Origin of the sequence: Gibbsiella dentisursi (assembly GCF_039539505.1) — a bacterium.
In the GTDB taxonomy this organism is placed as follows: domain Bacteria; phylum Pseudomonadota; class Gammaproteobacteria; order Enterobacterales; family Enterobacteriaceae; genus Gibbsiella; species Gibbsiella quercinecans.
On sequence record NZ_BAABDG010000010.1, the window covers coordinates 340,598 to 359,911 of the forward strand.

The 19,314-nt window shown below is 57.5% G+C and carries 21 protein-coding genes; 2 read left to right on the forward strand and 19 right to left on the reverse strand.

Annotated features, from left to right (window positions below; translation table 11 throughout):
- Window positions 1-157: 157 nt before the first annotated feature.
- A complete protein-coding gene (locus ABFX35_RS22005; RefSeq protein ID WP_346082901.1) occupies window positions 158-829 on the forward strand; it encodes a LysM-like peptidoglycan-binding domain-containing protein in 672 nt (223 codons plus the stop codon).
- 33 nt (window positions 830-862) lie between these two features.
- Here ABFX35_RS22005 and ABFX35_RS22010 read toward each other — a convergent pair whose 3' ends face one another.
- The 6 genes from ABFX35_RS22010 to yjfP all read right to left on the reverse strand — a co-directional run bounded on the left by ABFX35_RS22010 (window position 863) and on the right by yjfP (window position 3,736).
- Window positions 863-1,222, reverse strand: a complete 360-nt coding sequence (locus ABFX35_RS22010) for a DUF488 domain-containing protein (RefSeq protein WP_346082903.1) — start codon at window positions 1,220-1,222, stop codon at window positions 863-865.
- 105 nt (window positions 1,223-1,327) lie between these two features.
- Window positions 1,328-1,780: a 50S ribosomal protein L9 gene (gene rplI, locus ABFX35_RS22015; RefSeq protein ID WP_279027156.1), complete on the reverse strand. Its 453-nt coding sequence runs from the start codon at window positions 1,778-1,780 to the stop codon at window positions 1,328-1,330.
- A 39-nt stretch (window positions 1,781-1,819) separates the two neighbouring features.
- Window positions 1,820-2,047, reverse strand: a complete 228-nt coding sequence (rpsR, locus tag ABFX35_RS22020) for a 30S ribosomal protein S18 (RefSeq protein ID WP_000135199.1) — start codon at window positions 2,045-2,047, stop codon at window positions 1,820-1,822.
- Window positions 2,048-2,051: 4 nt separating this feature from the next.
- The gene (gene priB / locus ABFX35_RS22025) at window positions 2,052-2,369 is read right to left on the reverse strand and encodes a primosomal replication protein N (protein ID WP_095846137.1); all 318 of its coding nucleotides are present in this window, start codon (window positions 2,367-2,369) and stop codon (window positions 2,052-2,054) included.
- Window positions 2,370-2,377: 8 nt separating this feature from the next.
- Window positions 2,378-2,776 carry a 30S ribosomal protein S6 gene (gene rpsF, locus ABFX35_RS22030; RefSeq protein WP_095846138.1) on the reverse strand — a complete coding sequence of 133 codons (399 nt, stop codon included), beginning with the start codon at window positions 2,774-2,776 and terminating at the stop codon, window positions 2,378-2,380.
- A gap of 207 nt (window positions 2,777-2,983) precedes the next feature.
- Complete coding sequence (gene yjfP / locus ABFX35_RS22035) at window positions 2,984-3,736, reverse strand: esterase (RefSeq protein ID WP_095846139.1); 753 nt, start codon at window positions 3,734-3,736, stop codon at window positions 2,984-2,986.
- Between the two features lie 142 nt (window positions 3,737-3,878).
- Here yjfP and bsmA point away from each other — a divergent pair, with 142 nt between their 5' ends.
- A complete protein-coding gene (gene bsmA, locus ABFX35_RS22040) occupies window positions 3,879-4,193 on the forward strand; it encodes a biofilm peroxide resistance protein BsmA (protein WP_095846140.1) in 315 nt (104 codons plus the stop codon).
- Between the two features lie 2 nt (window positions 4,194-4,195).
- Here the strand turns inward: bsmA and ABFX35_RS22045 are convergent, their stop codons facing one another.
- From ABFX35_RS22045 to amiB, 13 genes are all read right to left on the reverse strand, one after another.
- Window positions 4,196-4,594, reverse strand: coding sequence for a DUF350 domain-containing protein (locus ABFX35_RS22045; protein ID WP_095846141.1), 399 nt, complete (start codon window positions 4,592-4,594; stop codon window positions 4,196-4,198).
- Window positions 4,595-4,754: 160 nt separating this feature from the next.
- The gene (rlmB, locus tag ABFX35_RS22050; RefSeq protein WP_279027164.1) at window positions 4,755-5,486 is read right to left on the reverse strand and encodes a 23S rRNA (guanosine(2251)-2'-O)-methyltransferase RlmB; all 732 of its coding nucleotides are present in this window, start codon (window positions 5,484-5,486) and stop codon (window positions 4,755-4,757) included.
- A 59-nt stretch (window positions 5,487-5,545) separates the two neighbouring features.
- Window positions 5,546-8,014, reverse strand: coding sequence for a ribonuclease R (gene rnr, locus ABFX35_RS22055; protein ID WP_346082905.1), 2,469 nt, complete (start codon window positions 8,012-8,014; stop codon window positions 5,546-5,548).
- 59 nt (window positions 8,015-8,073) lie between these two features.
- On the reverse strand, window positions 8,074-8,499 hold the full coding sequence (gene nsrR, locus ABFX35_RS22060) for a nitric oxide-sensing transcriptional repressor NsrR (protein ID WP_095846144.1): 426 nt from the start codon (window positions 8,497-8,499) through the stop codon (window positions 8,074-8,076).
- A 376-nt stretch (window positions 8,500-8,875) separates the two neighbouring features.
- Entirely contained in the window at window positions 8,876-10,174 is a 1,299-nt protein-coding gene (locus ABFX35_RS22065; RefSeq protein WP_095846145.1) for an adenylosuccinate synthase, read from the reverse strand.
- Between the two features lie 98 nt (window positions 10,175-10,272).
- Window positions 10,273-10,473 (reverse strand): DUF2065 domain-containing protein, encoded by a 201-nt coding sequence (locus tag ABFX35_RS22070; protein ID WP_095846146.1) that lies wholly within the window; start codon window positions 10,471-10,473, stop codon window positions 10,273-10,275.
- Window positions 10,474-10,533: 60 nt separating this feature from the next.
- Window positions 10,534-11,538, reverse strand: coding sequence for a protease modulator HflC (gene hflC, locus ABFX35_RS22075; protein ID WP_279027167.1), 1,005 nt, complete (start codon window positions 11,536-11,538; stop codon window positions 10,534-10,536).
- Window positions 11,539-11,541: 3 nt separating this feature from the next.
- Window positions 11,542-12,810, reverse strand: a complete 1,269-nt coding sequence (gene hflK, locus ABFX35_RS22080) for an FtsH protease activity modulator HflK (protein ID WP_346082907.1) — start codon at window positions 12,808-12,810, stop codon at window positions 11,542-11,544.
- Window positions 12,811-12,867: 57 nt separating this feature from the next.
- Window positions 12,868-14,148 carry a ribosome rescue GTPase HflX gene (gene hflX, locus ABFX35_RS22085; RefSeq protein WP_346082909.1) on the reverse strand — a complete coding sequence of 427 codons (1,281 nt, stop codon included), beginning with the start codon at window positions 14,146-14,148 and terminating at the stop codon, window positions 12,868-12,870.
- Between the two features lie 101 nt (window positions 14,149-14,249).
- The gene (gene hfq / locus ABFX35_RS22090; protein ID WP_279027173.1) at window positions 14,250-14,558 is read right to left on the reverse strand and encodes an RNA chaperone Hfq; all 309 of its coding nucleotides are present in this window, start codon (window positions 14,556-14,558) and stop codon (window positions 14,250-14,252) included.
- Window positions 14,559-14,672: 114 nt separating this feature from the next.
- Entirely contained in the window at window positions 14,673-15,614 is a 942-nt protein-coding gene (gene miaA / locus ABFX35_RS22095; protein ID WP_279027174.1) for a tRNA (adenosine(37)-N6)-dimethylallyltransferase MiaA, read from the reverse strand.
- The gene (gene mutL, locus ABFX35_RS22100) at window positions 15,607-17,481 is read right to left on the reverse strand and encodes a DNA mismatch repair endonuclease MutL (RefSeq protein WP_346082910.1); all 1,875 of its coding nucleotides are present in this window, start codon (window positions 17,479-17,481) and stop codon (window positions 15,607-15,609) included. Before mutL ends, miaA begins: the two co-directional genes overlap by 8 nt.
- A 20-nt stretch (window positions 17,482-17,501) precedes the next feature.
- Window positions 17,502-19,307, reverse strand: a complete 1,806-nt coding sequence (amiB, locus tag ABFX35_RS22105) for an N-acetylmuramoyl-L-alanine amidase AmiB (RefSeq protein ID WP_346082911.1) — start codon at window positions 19,305-19,307, stop codon at window positions 17,502-17,504.
- Window positions 19,308-19,314 lie beyond the last annotated feature (7 nt).

The window sequence follows — 19,314 nt, forward strand, 5'->3', positions numbered from 1 at the left end:
CTTTAGGCTGTCGCAATTGGCCGTTGGCCGTCTTGCCCTGCCTATCGCGAGACACAGCTTAATTCAATCAGTTAGCGGATTATGCGGAAACGGGCTCTCGGGTTGGCGCTACACCATGGATACTGCGGTATTTTACGCTGCTTAAAGAGAGGTCACCATGGGCAGAATCACGCCCAGGAAAAGGAAAACCACCCGCATATATATGCCGATGCTGCGCACCTGGCTTAATGTCAGCGCACGCCTGAAGCCAGATACGGAACGGGAGGCTGCGGCTACGCCGGAAGAAGCGGAAACACAGCAACCCGCCGTTGAACAGGGTAAAGGGCAGGCAATAAAAGCGTTGCTGCTTAAAATCTGGCATGCCCCGGACGCCTTCCACTGGATGGAACCGCTGCCCAATTTCCACCGCCGCTGGGTCATCATCATCGGCGCATTGCTGTTGCTGGCGTTGTTATGGCCCTATTCGCCAGAAACCGGCAGCCAGGATACCCTGGCCGGCAATCAGCAGCACGCGCCACAACAGGAACCGCCGCAGGGCGTCGACGCGACGGCACAGCCCGAACAAGGAAATTGGCTAAGCTACCAGATCCAACCGGGGCAGACGCTGGCGCAGCTGTTTCGCGACAATAGCCTGCCGGTGAACGACGTCTTCGCCATGGCGCAGGTGGAAGGCGACGACAAGCCGCTAAGCAACCTGAAGGCCGGGCAGGAAGTCCGCATCGCACGCGATGCCGCCGGGGTGGTCGCGGCGCTGTCGATTACCACCGTCGATAATCGCCAGATCACCTTCCAGCGCCAGCCCGATGGCAGCTATCGCCGCGCGCGCTGACGGTTAACGCCCACCGCATTAGCGTCAGTTTCCTCATTGCTGCAGCTGTTGCAGCAGAAAATCCCGCAGTACAACCGCATGGTTGTGCTGCGCGTCTTTGCTGCCGTAGAGCAGGGTCAAGGTTTGCCCGCGCCGTAACAGCGCCACCAGCGGCTGCCAGGCGCCATTTTCCGCCAGTTGGCGGCGGTATTGTTCAACAAAGGCATCCCATTGCTCTGAGTGATGGTGGAACCACTGACGCAACGCCGTGTCTGGGGCGATCTCTTTTAGCCATTGCACGCCGGCCAGCCGTTGTTTGCTGACGCCGCGCGGCCAAAGCCGATCGATAAGAAAAGCATGTTGCGGCGCCGGGCCGCTAAACGCATAGACGCGCTGTAACACAATCTGTGCCATAACCGTTCCTCCCTGTTGCCATCAGGGTAGCGCGTTTTGCCGGGAACAGAAAAGCAAAACGCCAGCACAAGGCTGGCGTTTTAACCGTGGCGATGCAAAAAGCGATTAAGCTTCAGCAACCACAACTACATTCAGCTGCGCGAATACGTCGCTGTGTACCTGGAAGTGCACTTCGTGCTCACCGGTGGTACGCAGAACGCCATTCGGCAGACGAACTTCGCTCTTGGCAACTTCAACGCCGGCAGCAGTTACTGCGTCAGCGATGTCGCGGGTGCCGATAGAGCCGAACAGTTTGCCTTCGTCGCCTGCTTTAGACACGAGGGTAACTGAACCCAGTTCGTTGATCTTGGTTGCGCGAGCTTCGGCAGCAGACAGAGTTTCAGCCAGTTTGGCTTCCAGCTCTGCACGGCGTGCTTCGAAGAACTCAACGTTTTTCTTGGTAGCAGGAACAGCTTTGCCCTGTGGTACCAGGAAGTTACGAGCGTAGCCCGCTTTAACGTTAACCTGATCACCCAGGCTGCCCAGGTTTGCTACTTTATCAAGCAGAATAACTTGCATTACCTTATCCTCTCAAAGTCGTTAATGGACAGTGGCCGATTACTGATGACGATCAGTGTACGGCAACAAAGACAGGTAGCGCGCGCGCTTGATAGCACGGGCGAGCTGGCGCTGATATTTGGCGCGAGTACCGGTAATACGGCTCGGGACAATTTTACCACTTTCAGTGATGTAGTTTTTCAGCGTAGCGATGTCTTTATAGTCAATCTCTTGAACGCCTTCCGCGGTGAAACGGCAGAACTTGCGACGACGGAAATAACGTGCCATTTGGCTAGTCTCCAGAATCTATCAATTCAATCTGCTCGGCATGCAGCACCAGTTTATTCAGCCCGTTGCGCCCTTGATGGCAACTCACGAAGCCGGTAACGGTGATCTGACTGCCGACCGTTAATCTTTGAGTTAATGCTTGTGACGTTTGTCCGCTGACAACGACGGGCATTCTGCACCATGATTGTCTGCTGAATCCGGCTTCCTGCTGCTGGGATCTGTGCTCAAGCACAAACTGGCAGTGGGGGATACCGGACGGACTCACTTTTCGAACCGGCGTCTTGCATATGGTGCCCGACAAGACCAGACGATTAGCCGTCACGGTGGCAATTACTCTTCAGAATCCCCAGCATCTGCATCATCTGTGGTTTCGTTAGCGAAATCTTCGCGGCGATCGCCACGACGTTCGTCTTTCGCTTTAACCATAGGGGATGCTTCGGTTACCGCGTGTTTAACGCGCATAATCATGCTGCGGATAACGGCGTCGTTGAAGCGGAAGTTAGTTTCCAGCTCATCGATCGCTTCCTGCGGTGCTTCAACGTTCAGCAGAACGTAGTGAGCTTTGTGCAGTTTGTTGATCGGATAAGCCAGCTGACGGCGGCCCCAGTCTTCCAGACGGTGAATCTGACCTTGCGCGTTAGTGATAGTCGCACTGTAACGCTCGATCATGCCCGGAACCTGTTCGCTTTGGTCAGGATGGACCATAAAAACGATTTCGTAATGACGCATCGAATTGCTCCTTACGGATTATTCAGCCTCCTGTCAGGGTCAACCGCGGCCCATGGAAGCAAGGAACGTGTTTGTGTGCGGCTGAAAAATGACGCGTAATCATACTGACGCTACGCGGGAAACTCAAGGAACAAGTGCGTTTTCTTTGTTTATTTCCGCGCACGGGCGAAAAGCGGCGCCTGAACGCCGCCGGGGGGCAAGAAGAGGTTACAGCTCGCGTTGGAAAAACGCCGCCGTGGCGTCCAGCGCCAACGGGGTGATGCGGTGCGTTACATTCGGCTCGGTCAGTAGCGTGAGCTGTTGCGCCAGGCCCCGCGCCCGCAGCGCTTGCGCCAACCGCAGGCTCTCCGCTGTCGGCACCAGGTCGTCGGCTTCCCCATGCCAAAGCAGCAGCGGCCGCCCGGCCAGTTTTTCCACCTGCTGCTCCGGGCTATAGTCGGCCAGCGGGGCCAGGCGCGCCGCCCACTGAGCCGCCGGCAACGGCTGACCATCCGCGCCAAGCGGCGGGAACAGGGTTTTTGGCAGTTGGATAAAATCCCCCGATCCCATCAGGCTGGCCGCCGCCTGGATCCACGGGTAGCGTACCAGCGCCCCCAAGGTGGTCATTCCGCCCATAGAAGCCCCGGCAACGCCAATGCGGCCATCGGCAATCAGCCCGCGCTGCTCAAAATGCGCCTTCAGCGCCGGCAGTTCGTCAATATTGCTTTTCAGGATTTCCCAGAAGTGCGCCAGGCGTTGCGGTTCGTCGCCGTTAAAACGCTCACCGTGCAAATCGGCATCCGGCAACACCACGCGAAACCCCGCTTTGGCCAGCGCATAGCCGAAATAGGAATAGACCGCTTTTGACGAGCTATAACCATGATAGAAAAATACCGTTGGCAACGGCTGCGCGTACTGCCCAGCCGGCACGGCGTGAATTAACGCGATATCCCCCGCGTGTTCGTCATAAATCTCGATCATCTCGGTACTCCTGTCTATCTACATCTCTTTATCATGGCAAAACCGGGAAAAAATCATTAGTTCAATCGGTTCCAACATATGCTTAAACACCCGGTATTGCGTTAGACTGGAGCCATATTAGCCAGAGCCGCCGAGGCCATAGATGAAATTTTCCCGCATCATTACGCTGTTATGCACGATCAGCCTACTCTGCGCCTGCAGCGTATTCCAGACCACGCCGAAGCCGCCGCCGGCCGCCATTGCCGGCCAGGCGCAGGAAGTGACTCGCGCGCAAACTTACGGATTGGAAAAGATCGCCAACGTCAGCGCCAGGGTATATGGCAGCCCGATGGATATTCAGGCGGAGATCGCCCGCCAGGCGAATGCCCGCGGGGCGAGTTATTATTTGATCGTGATGTATACGGAAAGCAAGCTAACGCCCGGCCAGTGGTATTCACAGGCCATCCTGTACCGTTAGGCTCAATAGCTCATACAGGCGGCATTCAGCACGCCGCCGCTGATGGAGACGCCGCCCAGGAAAATCCCGGCCGCCACATGGTTGGCCTCAATTTTGCTGCTCACGCGCGGCATATAGAGCTTCACGGCGGCAAACAGCAACAGTTGCACCACCAGCGCAACCACGCCCCACAGCAGATAATCCAGAATGCCGATCGAATTCACCGCCGCACTGGCCAATGGGATCACATAGCCCAGGCAGGCACCGATAAACGCAAAAGCGGCGGCCTGATTGTCTTGTTTGATCAGCGTCCATTCATCATGCGGGGTGATACGGGTGTAGACGAACAGGAAGACCAGCACCATGGCAAAGCCGCTAAAGAAATACGCCGCGAACGCACCTAATGCGCCAATAATATCCATACCCTGCTCCTGTCATCGTCAGTAACGCCCTTTACAGGCCGGATAGTGAATCTAAAAGGTTTTCGCATTAAGAGCCACTGTTTCTTTATTCGCCGCTCTGGGGCCCAGGGCCGCTGGCTACCCTCTGCCACCGGCGGCAGAGGAAGCCGCCGCGTGGCGATCAGCTGCGCTGGCGCACCGCTTCAAACAGGCAGATGCCCGTCGCCACGGAGACGTTCAACGAAGACACGCTGCCGGCCATCGGGATGCTGATCAGCTCGTCGCAGTGTTCGCGCGTCAGGCGGCGCATGCCTTCGCCCTCGGCGCCCATCACCAGCGCCATCGGGCCGGTCATTTTACTTTGATACAGGGTATGGTCAGCCTCACCGGCAGTCCCCACCACCCAGACGTTCATTTCTTTCAGCAAACGCAAGGTGCGGGCCAGGTTGGTGACGCGAATCAACGGCACGCTTTCCGCCGCGCCGCAGGCCACTTTTTTCGCCGTGGCGTTCAACTGGGCGGAACGATCGCGCGGCACGATAACCGCATGAACGCCGGCCGCGTCGGCGCTGCGCAGGCAGGCCCCCAGGTTGTGCGGATCCGTAACGCCGTCCAGCACCAGCAGGAAAGGGGTTGCCGTACCGTCCAGCAGCGCCGGCAGATCGTTTTCCTGGTACTGCCGCCCTTCACGCACGCGGGCGATAATGCCCTGATGCACCGCTCCTTCCACCTTTTCATCCAGCCATTGGCGGTTAGCCACCTGGATCACGATGCCGGTGGCTTCCAGTTCGGCGATCAACGGTTGCAGGCGGCGATCGTCACGCCCCTTCAGAATAAACACTTCCAGGAAGCGCTGGGGATCGCGTTCTAACAGGGCTTTAACGGCATGAATGCCGTAAATAATTTCGCTCATGAGACTCTTTTGACTGTGCGGCCGGCAAGTGCCGGCCGGTGATAATGATCTGCGGCAGGTTAACCCTGCTCAGCGTTTTTTTTCTTACCGGCGCGCTTGGCCTTCGTCGCTGCCGCAATTTTTTTGGTTTTTTCAGACGCTTTTTTAGGCTTCGCCTTTTTGTCTTTCTTCACCGCTGCGGCAGGCTTTGCGCCATCTTTACGAAACGCGCTGTCCGGTTCGAAATTGGCCGGAGTTTTGCCACCGCGGCGTTTACGGCCGTTTCCGCCGTCGCGCATCTGCGGCTTCCCGCCCTTCTTCGCACGGTCGCGCTCGGTTTTGCCGGCACCGCGCGGTTTGCGGCTGCTGGAAACCAACGCGAAATCGATTTTACGTTCGTCCAGATGCACCGCTTCCACACGGATTTCCACCGTATCCCCCAGCCGGTAAACCGTACCGGAAGACTCACCGATCAAGCGCTGGCCGATATTATCGTAGCGATAATAGTCATTATCCAGCGTTGATACGTGCACCAGGCCATCAATGAACAGATCGTTCAGGCGCACAAAGAAGCCGAAGCCCGTCACGCTGGAGATAACGCCGCTGAACTCCGAGCCAACGTGATCCTGCATAAAGTCGCATTTCAACCAGTCGGCAACGTTGCGCGTGGCTTCATCGGCGCGGCGCTCGGTCATCGAGCAATGCGCGCCCAGTTGCAGCATGTCTTCAAAGTCGTAGTGCCAGCCGCCGGTTGGCGTCCAGCGATGCGCCGGCTCGCCGTGCTCTTTCGCCAGCAGATATTTGATCGCACGGTGCAATGTGAGATCAGGATAGCGCCGGATCGGCGAGGTAAAGTGGGCATACGAAGACAACGCCAGGCCAAAGTGCCCACGGTTTTCCGGATCATAAATCGCCTGTTTCATCGAGCGCAGCAGCATGGTTTGCAGCATTTCACGATCCGGGCGATCTTCAATCTCATCCATCAGATCCGCGTAATCTTCCGGCTGCGGCTTAAGGCCGCCGCCCAGCGTCAGGCCCAGCTCGCTCAGGTTGCTACGCAGCGCAGTGATATGATCATCGCTTGGACGATCGTGCACGCGGAACAACGCAGGCTCTTTGCTTTTCTCAACAAAGCGCGCCGCCGCGATATTGGCCATGATCATGCACTCTTCAATCAGCTTGTGCGCATCGTTACGCACCGTCGGCTCTACCCGCTCAATGCGGCGTTCGGCGTTGAAGATAAACTTGGCTTCTTCGGTTTCAAACGCAATGCCGCCGCGCGCCGCACGCGCCTGATCGAGTATCAGGTACATGGTGTGCAGTTCCTGCAGGTTCTTGACCAGCGGGCGATATTGTTCACACAGTTCCTGATCGCCCTGCAAAATGTGCCAAACCTTGGTGTAGGTCAGGCGGGCATGCGAATTCATCACCGCTTCATAGAATTTGTAAGACGACAGCCGCCCCTGGGCAGAGATGGTCATCTCGCACACCATACACAGGCGATCCACCTGCGGGTTCAGGGAGCACAGGCCGTTAGACAGCACCTCGGGCAGCATCGGCACTACCTGGGAAGGGAAGTATACCGAGTTGCCGCGGCTGCAGGCTTCGTCGTCCAGCGCGGTGCGCGGGCGCACGTAGTAGCTGACGTCGGCAATGGCCACCCACAGGCGCCAGCCGCCGCCGCGTTTTTTCTCACAGTAGACGGCGTCATCGAAATCGCGCGCGTCTTCGCCGTCGATGGTCACCAGCGGCAGTTGGCGCAGATCGACACGCCCTTTTTTCGCCTCTTCCGGTACCTGTTCGCTAAGGTCGGCAACCTGCTTTTCCACCTGCGGCGGCCAGGTATGCGGGATCTCATGGGTGCGTAGGGCAATATCCACCGCCATGCTGGTGCCCATTTTATCGCCGAGGATCTCGACGATTTTGCCCACTGCCTTGGTGCGGCGCGTCGGGCGCTGAGTCAGTTCCACCACCACCATGTAACCCATACGGGCGCCGCTAACGGCATCGGCCGGGATCAGGATATCAAAGCTCAGGCGGCTATCATCAGGAACCACGAAGCTGGCGCCGGCATCGGTAAAGTAACGGCCGACGATCTGGCTGGTTTTCGGCACCAGCACACGCACGATACGCGCTTCGCGGCGGCCTTTGCGATCGGCGCCCAGCGGCTGGGCCAGCACCACATCGCCGTGGATCGCCATTTTCATCTGTTCGGCAGAAAGATACAGATCGTCCTTGCGCCCTTCTACGCGCAGAAAACCATAACCGTCACGGTGGCCAATGACCGTACCGCGCAGCAGATCCAGGCGCTCTGGCAAGGCATAGCACTGCCGGCGGGTAAACACCAATTGGCCATCGCGTTCCATGGCGCGCAGACGGCGGCGCAGCGCCTCCTGCTTTTCTTCCGTGGTCAGATCCAGTTCTTTCGCCAGCTCGTCACGGCTGGCCGGGGTTTCTCGTTTCGCCAGATGGGAAAGAATAAATTCACGACTGGGGATTGGGGATTCGTATTTTTCTGCTTCTCGTTCCAAGAATGGATCTTGTGACATTGCGGTTCCTCCGTTGTCATCAGCAGGGTGCTGCCGAGTCTTGTCTGCTCAGCAACATTTTATTCGACAAGCAATAGCTTGTAGAGCGGGGGGTTGTCCTCGATCATATCGGCCAGCGTGTATCTATCCAGCTCTTCAAGGAAATTTTGTACGCCCTGATGCAGCACCTGTTTCAGGCGGCACGCAGGGGTGATATGGCAAAATTCACTGCTGCAGTTAACCAGAGAAAGCGGTTCCAGCGCCCGCACGACATCGCCGATACGGATGGTTTCTGCCGGCTTGCCCAACCGGATACCGCCATTTTTACCCCGCACCGCGGCCACTAGCCCAACCCGGCTTAATTGATTGATAATTTTCACCATATGATTACGGGAAACGCCATAGACATCGGTCACTTCCGAAATGCTGGTCATTTTCTCTGCCGGCAATGATGCCATGTAGATCAATGCCCGCAGGCCATAATCAGTAAAGCTTGTTAACTGCACATCCTACCTCTGGGTATGACTTTACCCGTTTGATACGCCGCGTTACGGCATACCGAAAAGAAACGGCGGCGCTTTTGGCCCCCCCCATCTTGCGACATGCGCCTTGCTGCAAACCCAAATAATCCACAGCAGCATTGATGTATCATTATGGAGCGCGGCCTGCCTATTGGATAATAAACCAGGCGGAGAGTTCGCCGCCATTTATATTAGCGCACAGAAAGACTCAGAGCGGGGTTATGTCGCCATAATCTTGCAAACTCGGCCTAAACGATAGGGTTGGCGCCAGCCTGCAACCTGAAGTATGAAGGGTATAAAGAAGATAAAAACAAACCGGGCCATGCCCGGTTTGTCTGATCGCCAACCGTAAACGGCCAGATTAGGCGTCGAACGGATCGCGCAGGATCATGGTTTCGCTACGGTCCGGGCCGGTAGAGATGATGTCTACCGGAACGCCGGTCACTTCTTCAATGCGCTTAATGTAGTTCAGCGCCGCCTGCGGCAGCTTGCTGTGCTCTTTCACGCCAAAGGTGCTTTCACTCCAGCCTGGCAGGCTTTCGTAAATCGGCTCGATACCTTCCCAGCCTTCCGCCGCCAATGGCGTGGTGTCCACTTCGCGGCCGTCTGGCATACGGTAGCCAACGCAAATTTTCACTTCTTTCAGGCCGTCCAGCACGTCCAGCTTGGTCAGGCAGAAGCCGGACAGTGAGTTGATCTGCACAGCGCGGCGCACCGCAACCGCGTCCAGCCAGCCGGTACGGCGGCGGCGGCCGGTAGTGGCGCCATATTCGTTACCCTGCTTGCACAGGTATTCGCCGGTTTCATCAAACAGCTCGGTCGGGAACGGGCCAGCGCCAACGCGGGTGGAATAGGCCTTCACGATACCCAGCACATAGTCCACGTAGCGTGGGCCAAGGCCGGAACCGGTCGCAACGCCGCCTGCGGTGGTGTTGGAAGAGGTCACATACGGATAGGTGCCGTGATCGATATCCAGCAAGGTGCCCTGGGCGCCTTCGAACATGATCAGATCGCCGCGTTTGCGCGCGCTGTCCAGCAGTTCGGAAACGTCAACCACCATCGCCGTCAGGATGTCGGCGATAGCCAGCACTTCATCCAGCGTTTTCTGGTAATCAACCGCATCCACTTTGTAGTAGTTAACCAGTTGGAAATTGTGGTAGTCGATGATGTCTTTCAGCTTGGTGGCGAAAGTGGCTTTATCGAACAGATCGCCAACGCGCAAACCGCGGCGGGCAACTTTGTCTTCATAAGCCGGGCCGATACCGCGGCCGGTGGTGCCAATCGCTTTCTCGCCACGCGCTTTTTCACGCGCGTTATCCAGCGCAACGTGATAAGGCAGGATCAGCGGGCAGGCTTCAGACAGCAACAAACGTTCACGTACCGGGATGCCGCGTGCTTCAAGCTCTTTCATTTCTTTCATCAGTGCATCTGGCGCCAGAACAACACCGTTGCCGATGATGCTGGTCACGTTTTCACGCAGAATACCTGATGGAATTAAATGAAGAACGGTTTTTTCACCGTTAATAACCAGAGTGTGGCCAGCGTTATGGCCACCTTGGTAGCGCACAACGTATTTAGCCCGTTCGGTCAGCAGGTCTACGACCTTACCCTTACCTTCGTCACCCCATTGGGTGCCCAGTACGACGACGTTCTTACCCATTTTTCGAAATCACCGGTTGCTTAAAAAAGGATTCTAACATCGTAATTTTTGAGTTTCAGCACTTTTAGCATACGATTGCGTATTTTTTGGGCTAGACTTCAGCCACCGAGGCGTACGCTCAACATATAGTAGATCACACAGCCCGCAACCACTATTCCACCGCCAAAACGCCGCAAGGTGGCGTCCGGCAATTGCGTCAGCGCCGAAATCATTTTGCGCCAGGCGCGTGGGAACAACATCGGCCCCAGCCCTTCCAGTATCAGCACCAGGCCCAGCGCCAGCCAAATCGTTGGATTCATGCATCCCCCAAAAAAAGAAAAGGCCCGCATCAAACGGGCCCTTGATTGCCTGGTTGCCGGTTAGCGCCGTGTAGAATCAGGCGACTTCATATAGCGGAAGAAATCGCTATCCGGGCTCAGCACCATAACGTCCTGGTTGCCCTTGAAGCTGGCTTCATAAGCACGCAGGCTACGGATAAAGGCGTAGAAGTCCGGATCCTGGCTGAACGCATTAGCGAACAGCTTGGCTGCTTCCGCATCGCCATCACCACGGGTGATACGCGCCTGGCGTTCCGCTTCTGCCAGCGTGCGGGAAACTTCATAGTCTGCGCTGGCGCGCAGCTTCTCGGCTTCTTCCTGGCCCTGTGAACGCAGGCGGCGAGCAACGGCTTCACGCTCTGCACGCATACGTTGATAGATAGCATCAGACACTTCTACCGGCAGGTTGATCTGCTTGATACGCACATCGATCACTTCGATACCCAGCGCCGCCATGCTGTTCGGGTTCACCTGCGGCTGTTTGCCGGTGGTTTCCCGCTCAACGCGCGCCGCAGCGGAGGCGATAGCGTCATCGGCTTCGGTGGTCGCCACTTCTTCACCTTCGCCCACGGTGCCAGTATTCAACGCCTCACGCACGTCGGACATCAGCTTGCCGCGGGAGTCGGTCACGATATCGCGCACGTCCAGGCGGCCGATTTCAGAACGCAGACGGTCACTGAATTTACGTTTAAGCAGCACTTCAGCCTGCGAAACGTCACCGCCGCCGGTGGCCAGGTAATAGCGGCTGAAATCGCTGATACGCCATTTCAGGTAAGAATCGACGATCAGATCTTTCTTCTCGCTGGTGACGAAGCGATCGGCCTGGTTGTCCATGGTCTGAATGCGCGCATCCAGGTTTTTCACGGATTCAATGAACGGGATCTTGAAGTGCAGGCCCGGTTCATACACCAGCGGTTTGTTTTCGCCATCGCGCAGCACCTTGCCAAAGCGCAGCACGATACCGCGCTGGCCTTCCTGCACCACAAACAGTGAGGCATACAGCGCCACCAGCACCACGATCAGGATTACGATAAAAGACTTACGCATTGATTATTCTCTCCCTACGCGAATGGTGTCGTCACGTTGCGCATTCGCGCGGCGCTGATCCATGATCGAGCCGCTGCTGGTGCTGCTACGTTGGCTGCCCGCGTTGGTGTTGCTGCTGGACGGCGCCGCCGGGTTGAGACGAATCATGCTGGTGTCTTTGTTTGCGCCGTCTGCCGGCGCACCGGCCTGGCCACGCAGCATTTGATCCAGCGGTAATACCATCAGATTGTTGCCTTTGTCGTTGACCAACACCTTGCGGGTCTGGCTCAGGACTTTTTCCATGGTCTCGATGTACAAGCGTTCACGGGTAATTTCCGGCGCAGACTTGTACTCCGGCAGCAGCTTGGCAAAGCGCGCTACCTCACCCTGGGCTTCCAGAATGGTACGATCCTTATACGCCTTGGAGTCTTCCAGCAGGCGCTGGGCCTGACCGTTGGCGCGCGGCTGGACTTCGTTGGCATAGGCTTCCGCCTCACGGATGTATTGCTGCTCGTTCTCACGCGCGGCGATCGCATCGTCGAAGGACGCTTTAACCTCTTCCGGCGGCCGCGCAGCCTGGAAGTTGACGTCCAGCAGCGTGATGCCCATGTTGTAAGGACGAACCGTCTCTTCCAGCATGCGTTGGGTATCGTTACGCACCACGGTACGGCCTTCCGTCAAAATACGATCCATGGAGTATTTGCCGATCACGCCACGCAGGGCGCTGTCGGTGGCCTGGCTCAGGCTGTCGTCGGCATTGACGACGCTGAACAAGTACGCTTCCGGGTTGGTAACGCGATACTGCACGTTCATTTCCACACGCACCACGTTCTCATCAGAAGTGAGCATCACCCCAGATGCCGCCAGTTCACGCACAGATTCAACGTTGACCGGGCGCACTTCATCAATGAACGTCGGCTTCCAGTTCAGGCCTGGCTGCACCAGGTGGCTGAATTTACCGAAGCGAGTGACGACACCACGTTCTGCTTCCTTGATGGTGTAGAAACCGCTGGCGGCCCAGATCACCACGACCACAACCGCGGCGATACCGAAGATACGGCCGCTAAAGTTCGAACCACCGGAACCCGTGCCGCCGCTGTTATTGCTACCAGTGCCTTTCCCGCCCCCCAGGCTGCTCAGTTTTTTGCTGAGCTTGCGGAAAATGTCATCCAGATCCGGTGGGCCCTGATCGCGCCCGCCTTTATTGTTACCGCCAGAGTTGCCGCCGTTATTATTGCTGCTCCCCCACGGGTCGCGGTCCTGTCCGTTATTACCGGGCTGATTCCACGCCATGTTTTAGCTCCATTATTCTATGATTGGGTACTTCAGGCTAAATGTAACAGGATATGATCATACGATAAAGCTAATCAGAGCCTGTTCCTGCTTACAGAGGCGGCGCCACTCGACAATGGGCATACGCACCATCATGCCAATGCTGCCATCCTCTTCGTTCCATTCGTCTTCAATGGCCTGAAGCTGATAGAAACGGCTACGAAGACGGCCTGCCTCTGGAGGTAAACGCAGCTTGTAATGCGCAATCTCTCCCGATAAACGCTCCGTCAACGCCTGAAACAGCAACGGAATTCCTTCTCCACTGGCGGCGGACAGCCACACACGGACCGGGATATTTTCATCGTTGCGGTCGATACGCGGCACAAAGTCGTCCAGCATATCTATTTTGTTCATCACTAACAGTGTAGGGATTTCATCCGCTTCAATCTCTGCCAACACGGTATTTACCGCGTCAATATTCTCGTCAACGCGAGGATCTGCGGCGTCGATCACATGTAACAGTAAAGATGCCTGCCGCGTTTCCTGCAGCGTCGCCTTGAAGGCGGCGACCAGATCATGCGGCAGATGCCGGATAAAGCCTACGGTATCCGCCAGGACGGTATCGCCGACGTCTGCGACGGAAATACGGCGCAGGGTGGGATCCAGTGTGGCAAATAGCTGATCCGCCGCATAAACCTCGGCGGACGTAATTTGGTTAAACAGGGTGGATTTGCCGGCGTTGGTGTAGCCCACCAGCGATACGGTCGGCACATCAGCCCGGGTACGTGAGCGGCGGCCTTGTTCCCGCTGCTTCTCGACGCGCTCCAGGCGCTTGAGGATCAGGCTGATACGATCGCGCAGCAAGCGGCGGTCAGTTTCCAACTGGGTTTCACCAGGCCCACGCAGCCCTATCCCGCCCTTTTGGCGCTCAAGGTGCGTCCAGCCGCGCACCAGGCGCGTAGCGATATGACGCAGTTGTGCCAGCTCTACCTGCAGCTTACCTTCATGGGTACGGGCCCGCTGGGCAAAGATGTCTAAAATCAATCCGGTGCGATCAATAACCCGGCATTCGCACAGGCGTTCAAGATTCCTCTCCTGCGCCGGAGAAAGGGAGTGATCAAACAGGACAACAGATGCGCCACTGGCCTTTACCGCATCCGCAATTTCTTCGGCCTTTCCTTCACCTACAAAGTATTTAGGATGTGGCGCTTTGCGGCTGCCTGTAACCACTTGCAAAGCTTCAACACCCGCAGAGGAAACCAGCGATTCGAACTCACTGAGATCTTCTGTATCTCTGTCTTGCGAGAAATAGATATGAACCAGTACGGCCTGCTCACCGGCTTCATAACGGTCAAACAAGCGTGCAACCTCTCAAACGGATATAAACCGTTGTTGCGGGGGACATAAACAGAACCCTGCTGCCTATGCTCCCCGACATCGTCAACAAACCGCGACGCGCTTTACTCAGCGTCATCGCTTTCCTGCTGCGGCTGTTGCTGCGCAGACGGGTTGTTGCCATGGTGATAATTACTGGTGCCGCCACTTGGGTTGTTGCTGTGGTGCGAAACCGGACGAGACGGAACAACGGTAGAGATAGCGTGCTTATAAACCATCTGACTTACCGTGTTCTTCAACAGGATGACAAACTGGTCAAAAGACTCAATCTGGCCTTGCAGCTTAATGCCATTCACCAAATAAATAGAAACCGGAACACGTTCACGACGCAATGCGTTCAGGAACGGATCTTGCAAAGATTGCCCCTTAGCCATTCTATCTTTTCCTTATTTGCTTGTTGTTTGTAACTAAGAACCTGTCGGCTCTAAAATAAACGACCTAAAAAATTTGCGCGCTGAATACTCATCAATTGTACACATTCACCCAACCTATGCACTAACAACCTGTATGACCGAGTCCAGAGCCGCCTGCGGCGCTTCGCTATCCAACCAGTGGACAGACTCCCAACCCCGTAACCAGGTCATTTGGCGCTTGGCCAACTGACGTGTTGCGCAAATACCACGATAAACCATCTCATCGTAACCAATCTCGCCAGACAAATATGCCCATATCTGGCGGTAACCGACACAGCGAATGGAAGGCAAATCCGTATGCAAATCTCCCCGTGCGAAAAGCGCACGCGCCTCCGTTTCAAACCCTGCCGCCAACATTTGATGGAACCGCAGCGCGATGCGCTCATGAAGCAGCGCCCGGCTGGCCGGTGCTATCGCAAACTGGTGAACATGATACGGCAACGATTCACCCGAAATTTTAGTCATTTCCGTTAGAGTTTTACCTGAAATAAAAAAAACTTCCAGTGCTCTTGACAGTCTCTGCGGATCATTCGGATGAATTCGCAGTGCTGCAACCGGATCAATGGCCTGCAACTGACGATGCAACGCATCCCACCCAAGCGCCTGCGCCTGCTGCTCAATCCGTTCGCGCACCTGCGGATCGGCCGGCGGCAGCGGCGATAAACCGTCCAATAATGCTTTGAAGTACAGCATGGTGCCGCCGACCAACAGCGGGATACGCCCAGATGCGGTGATCGCGGCCATCTCTTGCAAGGCATCGGCGCGAAAATCAGCGGCGGAGTATGCCTCTGCAGGATCGCGAATATCAATCAGCCGGTGCGGCGCCCGCGCCAGCTCTTCCTTGCTCGGTTTGGCGGTACCGATATCCATACCGCGGTAAATCAACGCGGAATCCACGCTGATCAGTTCAACAGGCAGATGCTCACGCAGCGCCATCGCCAGGGCCGTTTTGCCCGAAGCCGTCGGCCCCATGATAAAAATCGCCGGGGGACGGTGTGTTATGTCAGTTTCAGTCATGCTCAAGGGCTGCCAACGCAGCCTGTAAATCAACAGGTTGTAAAAGACCGCTCGGTGGTGATTTGACCAACTGCGGGCAAAGTCGTTCAACGTCGGCCAATAATTGTATCGCTTGGGACGTATTCCACTGCTCATGCTCGCTGCCCAGGTGGCGGGCAAGCCAGCCAGAAAGCGCGGCGGGCGATATCTCTTCAGATTTGGCCAGATAGCCTAACAGTTCCGGTATCAGTTTTTGTAAATTTTGTTGGCGCAACGGTAAAGGTACCGCGCGCAGCGTCACACGCCCGTGTTCGGATTGCAGATCCAGCCCCATGGTCACCAGCAGTTGCTGATGGCGAACGCAGGCCGCCGCTTCCTCTTTATGCAGCGCCAGCTTGAGCGGAATCAACAGCGGCTGCGGCTTCAGCCCTTCGGCAGGCGGGTTAAGCTGCGCCTGCCGCAGCCAGCGCTCGGCAACCGGCAGGCAAAGCAACGCCAAGCGTTGGCGCTGTTCCAACACAGCGTAGCACGGCGGGTGGATCATCAGCACGCGGCCAAAACTGTGCGGGCTGCCGGCTAGCGCGGCGGCTGGCGCCGGCGCCACGGGTGGGAACAACGGCTGCTTTGCCTGCGCCGCCACCGGTTCGGCAGCGGCCTGCAGCAGCTTGCCGTATAGCTCCCCTTCGCGCTTTTGATAGCCGCCGCCGCTGGGGTAAGCCGGCTGCGGCGCACGCTCACGGGCGACGGGCGGTTTCGCTGCGGGCGAAGGCTCGCGGTGCGGCGCTGGCTGCGAGAAATGATTGCCCCCAGCGGCGACGCGGTTCTCCGGTTGCCAGACCGGCGCAGGCGATGCGCCGTCTTGCTGCGCCAACGGCAGTTGCGCCGTATCACCCGCCTGCTGCAAAACGGTAGTGACCGCCTGATAAATAAAATCATGCACCAGGCGCGCCTGATGGAAACGCACTTCGTGCTTGGCCGGATGCACATTTACATCCACCTGATGCGGATCCACCTCCAGATACAGCACATAGGCAGGCTGTTGTGCTTCCTGCAGTTGATCCTGATAAGCCTGACGAATGGCGTGGTTGATCAGCCGATCGCGCATCATGCGGCCATTAACGTAGCTGTACTGCAGCTCGCCCAACTGGCGGGCGCCGCTGGGATCGGCCACCCAGCCGCGGATCGCAAGCTCGCCGTGCTGCCAGGAAATCCGCAGCGCATGCTGCAAAAACGCGGCGCCGCAGATGCTGCCCAAACGGCGTTCATGCTGGCTTTCATCCCTGGCCGCACGGTATTGGCGCATCAGTTTGCCATTATGGCTGAGGTTGATCGCCACATCGAAGCGCGCCAGCGCAATGCGCCGCACCACTTCATCAATGTGGCCAAACTCGGTTTTCTCCGTGCGCATAAACTTGCGCCGCGCCGGGGTATTGTAGAACAGATCCAGCACTTCAACCGTGCTGCCCTGCGGGTGCGCCGCCGGTTTCACCGTCACGGCCTGATCGCGCCCTTCCGCATAAGCCTGCCAGGCCTCTTGCTGCTCTTCAGTGCGCGACGTCAACGTTAGCCGAGCAACAGAACTGATACTGGCCAGCGCCTCGCCACGGAACCCCAGGCTGACGATCGCCTCCAGATCGTCCAGCGAACTGATCTTGCTGGTTGCGTGGCGCGCCAGCGCCAGCGTCAGATCGGCCTTACCGATGCCGCAGCCGTTATCGCGGATGCGGATCAGCTTGGCGCCGCCGCGCTCAATATCAATATCGATACGCGTGGCGCCGGCATCCAGGCTGTTTTCCACCAGTTCCTTGACCACCGACGCCGGCCGTTCAACCACTTCACCGGCGGCAATCTGGTTGGCAAGCTGCGGTGGCAGCACCTGGATCGGCATACGGGCTCCTTCGGTTAGCGTTAGGCTTGTGGGATGGTCAACGTGCGATCGAGCGGCGCCACATCGGATTTCAACCGGTTGGCGCTTTTCAGTTCGCTGACGCTGACACCATAACGCGCGGCAATAGACGATAGCGTATCACCGCTCACAACTTTATGCCTGGTCACTTTTTGCGCCCGGGCTTTTGCCGGCGCGGCTTTCGCCACGTTTGCTGCGGCATGCCCGGCCGGCACTTTCAGCCGTTGGCCCACCCACACGCCATCTTTTTTCAGTTTATTCAGATCGCGCAGGGCCGCCATGCTGATGCCGTAACGCCCGGCGATGCCGGACAGCGTTTCAGCCCGCTGCACCACGTGAACCTGGGTCTTGCCGCTGTAACCCTCGCGTGGTTCGCTGGCCGCCGCGGCCGCAACAGGTTCGGGCTGGCTGACCGTGGTGATTGGGTTGCTAACCGCCGCTGAAGCCTCCAGCGGGCGGTTTTCCTCCTTTGGGTCGGCTTGCAGCGGGTGCGTCAGGAAGTAATTGCGCAGGCCGCGATAAATCGCCTGGGCTATTTTTTCCTGATACGCGCTGCTGCCAAGCAGCCGCTCCTCCGAAGGATTGCTGATAAAGCCGGTTTCCACCAGCAGGGAAGGAATATCCGGCGAGCGCAATACCCCCAAGCTGGCGGGCTGCGGGCGGCTCTTATGCAGCAGGCCGATGGTCTGCATTTCGCGCAGCACCTTAACCGCCACGTCATAACCAACGCGCTGCGAGTGGCCGAACTGCAAATCCAGCACCGCCTGGCTCAGGTACGGATCCGCCTGGCTGTTCGCCAGCAGATCGCCCGCGCCGCCGAGCAGTTCCGATTGTTTTTCATGTTGCTCCAGCCAGTTGGCCATTTCGCTGTTGGCGCGCCGGTTGTTCAGCACCCATACGGAGGCGCCGGTGGCGTTTTTGTTGGGCGCCGAGTCCGCGTGGATGGAAACCAGCACATTGGCCCCCTGCTTACGCGCAACGTCTGAACGCCCCATAACCGAAATAAAATAGTCGCCGTTGCGCGTCAAAACCGGTTTAAAACGCGGATCGTCATCCAGCAGCGCTTGCAGGCGGCGGGCGACGGCAATGGTCACGCTTTTTTCCTGCAGCCCATTAGGCCCGATGGCGCCGGGATCTTGCCCGCCGTGGCCGGCATCGATCGCCACCACCACGCGGTTACCGGAACCGGCAGAAACCCGGCTGCTGCGCGGCGTACTGGATGTGGCAACGCCGGCAACCACCGGTTTATTCTTAAAGGGGTTACTGCCGCTAGGCGCTTTCTGCGCCGGCCTGACCGGCTCATTCACTACCGGGGCAGGCGCCGGCGTTGGTGCCTGCGTAAACACCGGAGCCGGAGCTGGCGCCGGCGCCTGGCGAACCACCCGGGTTGCGGGCGCGTTGCCTTCGGCCACAATGGTAAACACTACGGTATGAACGTCGCCATTCTGGCGCGTGACCGCACGGGTCTTGGCACGCGCGGTCAGATCAAACACCAGCCTGACGCTTTGCGCATCTTTCGGCTGGCTAGAGCGAATGCTTTTCACCAGGTTTTGGCCGCTAAAATTCAGCGGCAGGCCGCTGACCTTTCCGCTCTGATTCACGTCCAACACTACCCTTTCCGGGCCATGCAACGGGAAAAAGGCATAGGCGGGCGGCCCGTTAAAGCTGACCGAGACCGTCGCCTCACGCTTGGCGTTAGTGACATGAATATCGGATAACGAGGACGCCGCCTGCGCAGCCACAACGCTCAACGGCCCCAACACAACAAGCAGGGCAATGGCGAATAATCTTCTTAACCCATACATCATTGCGGCA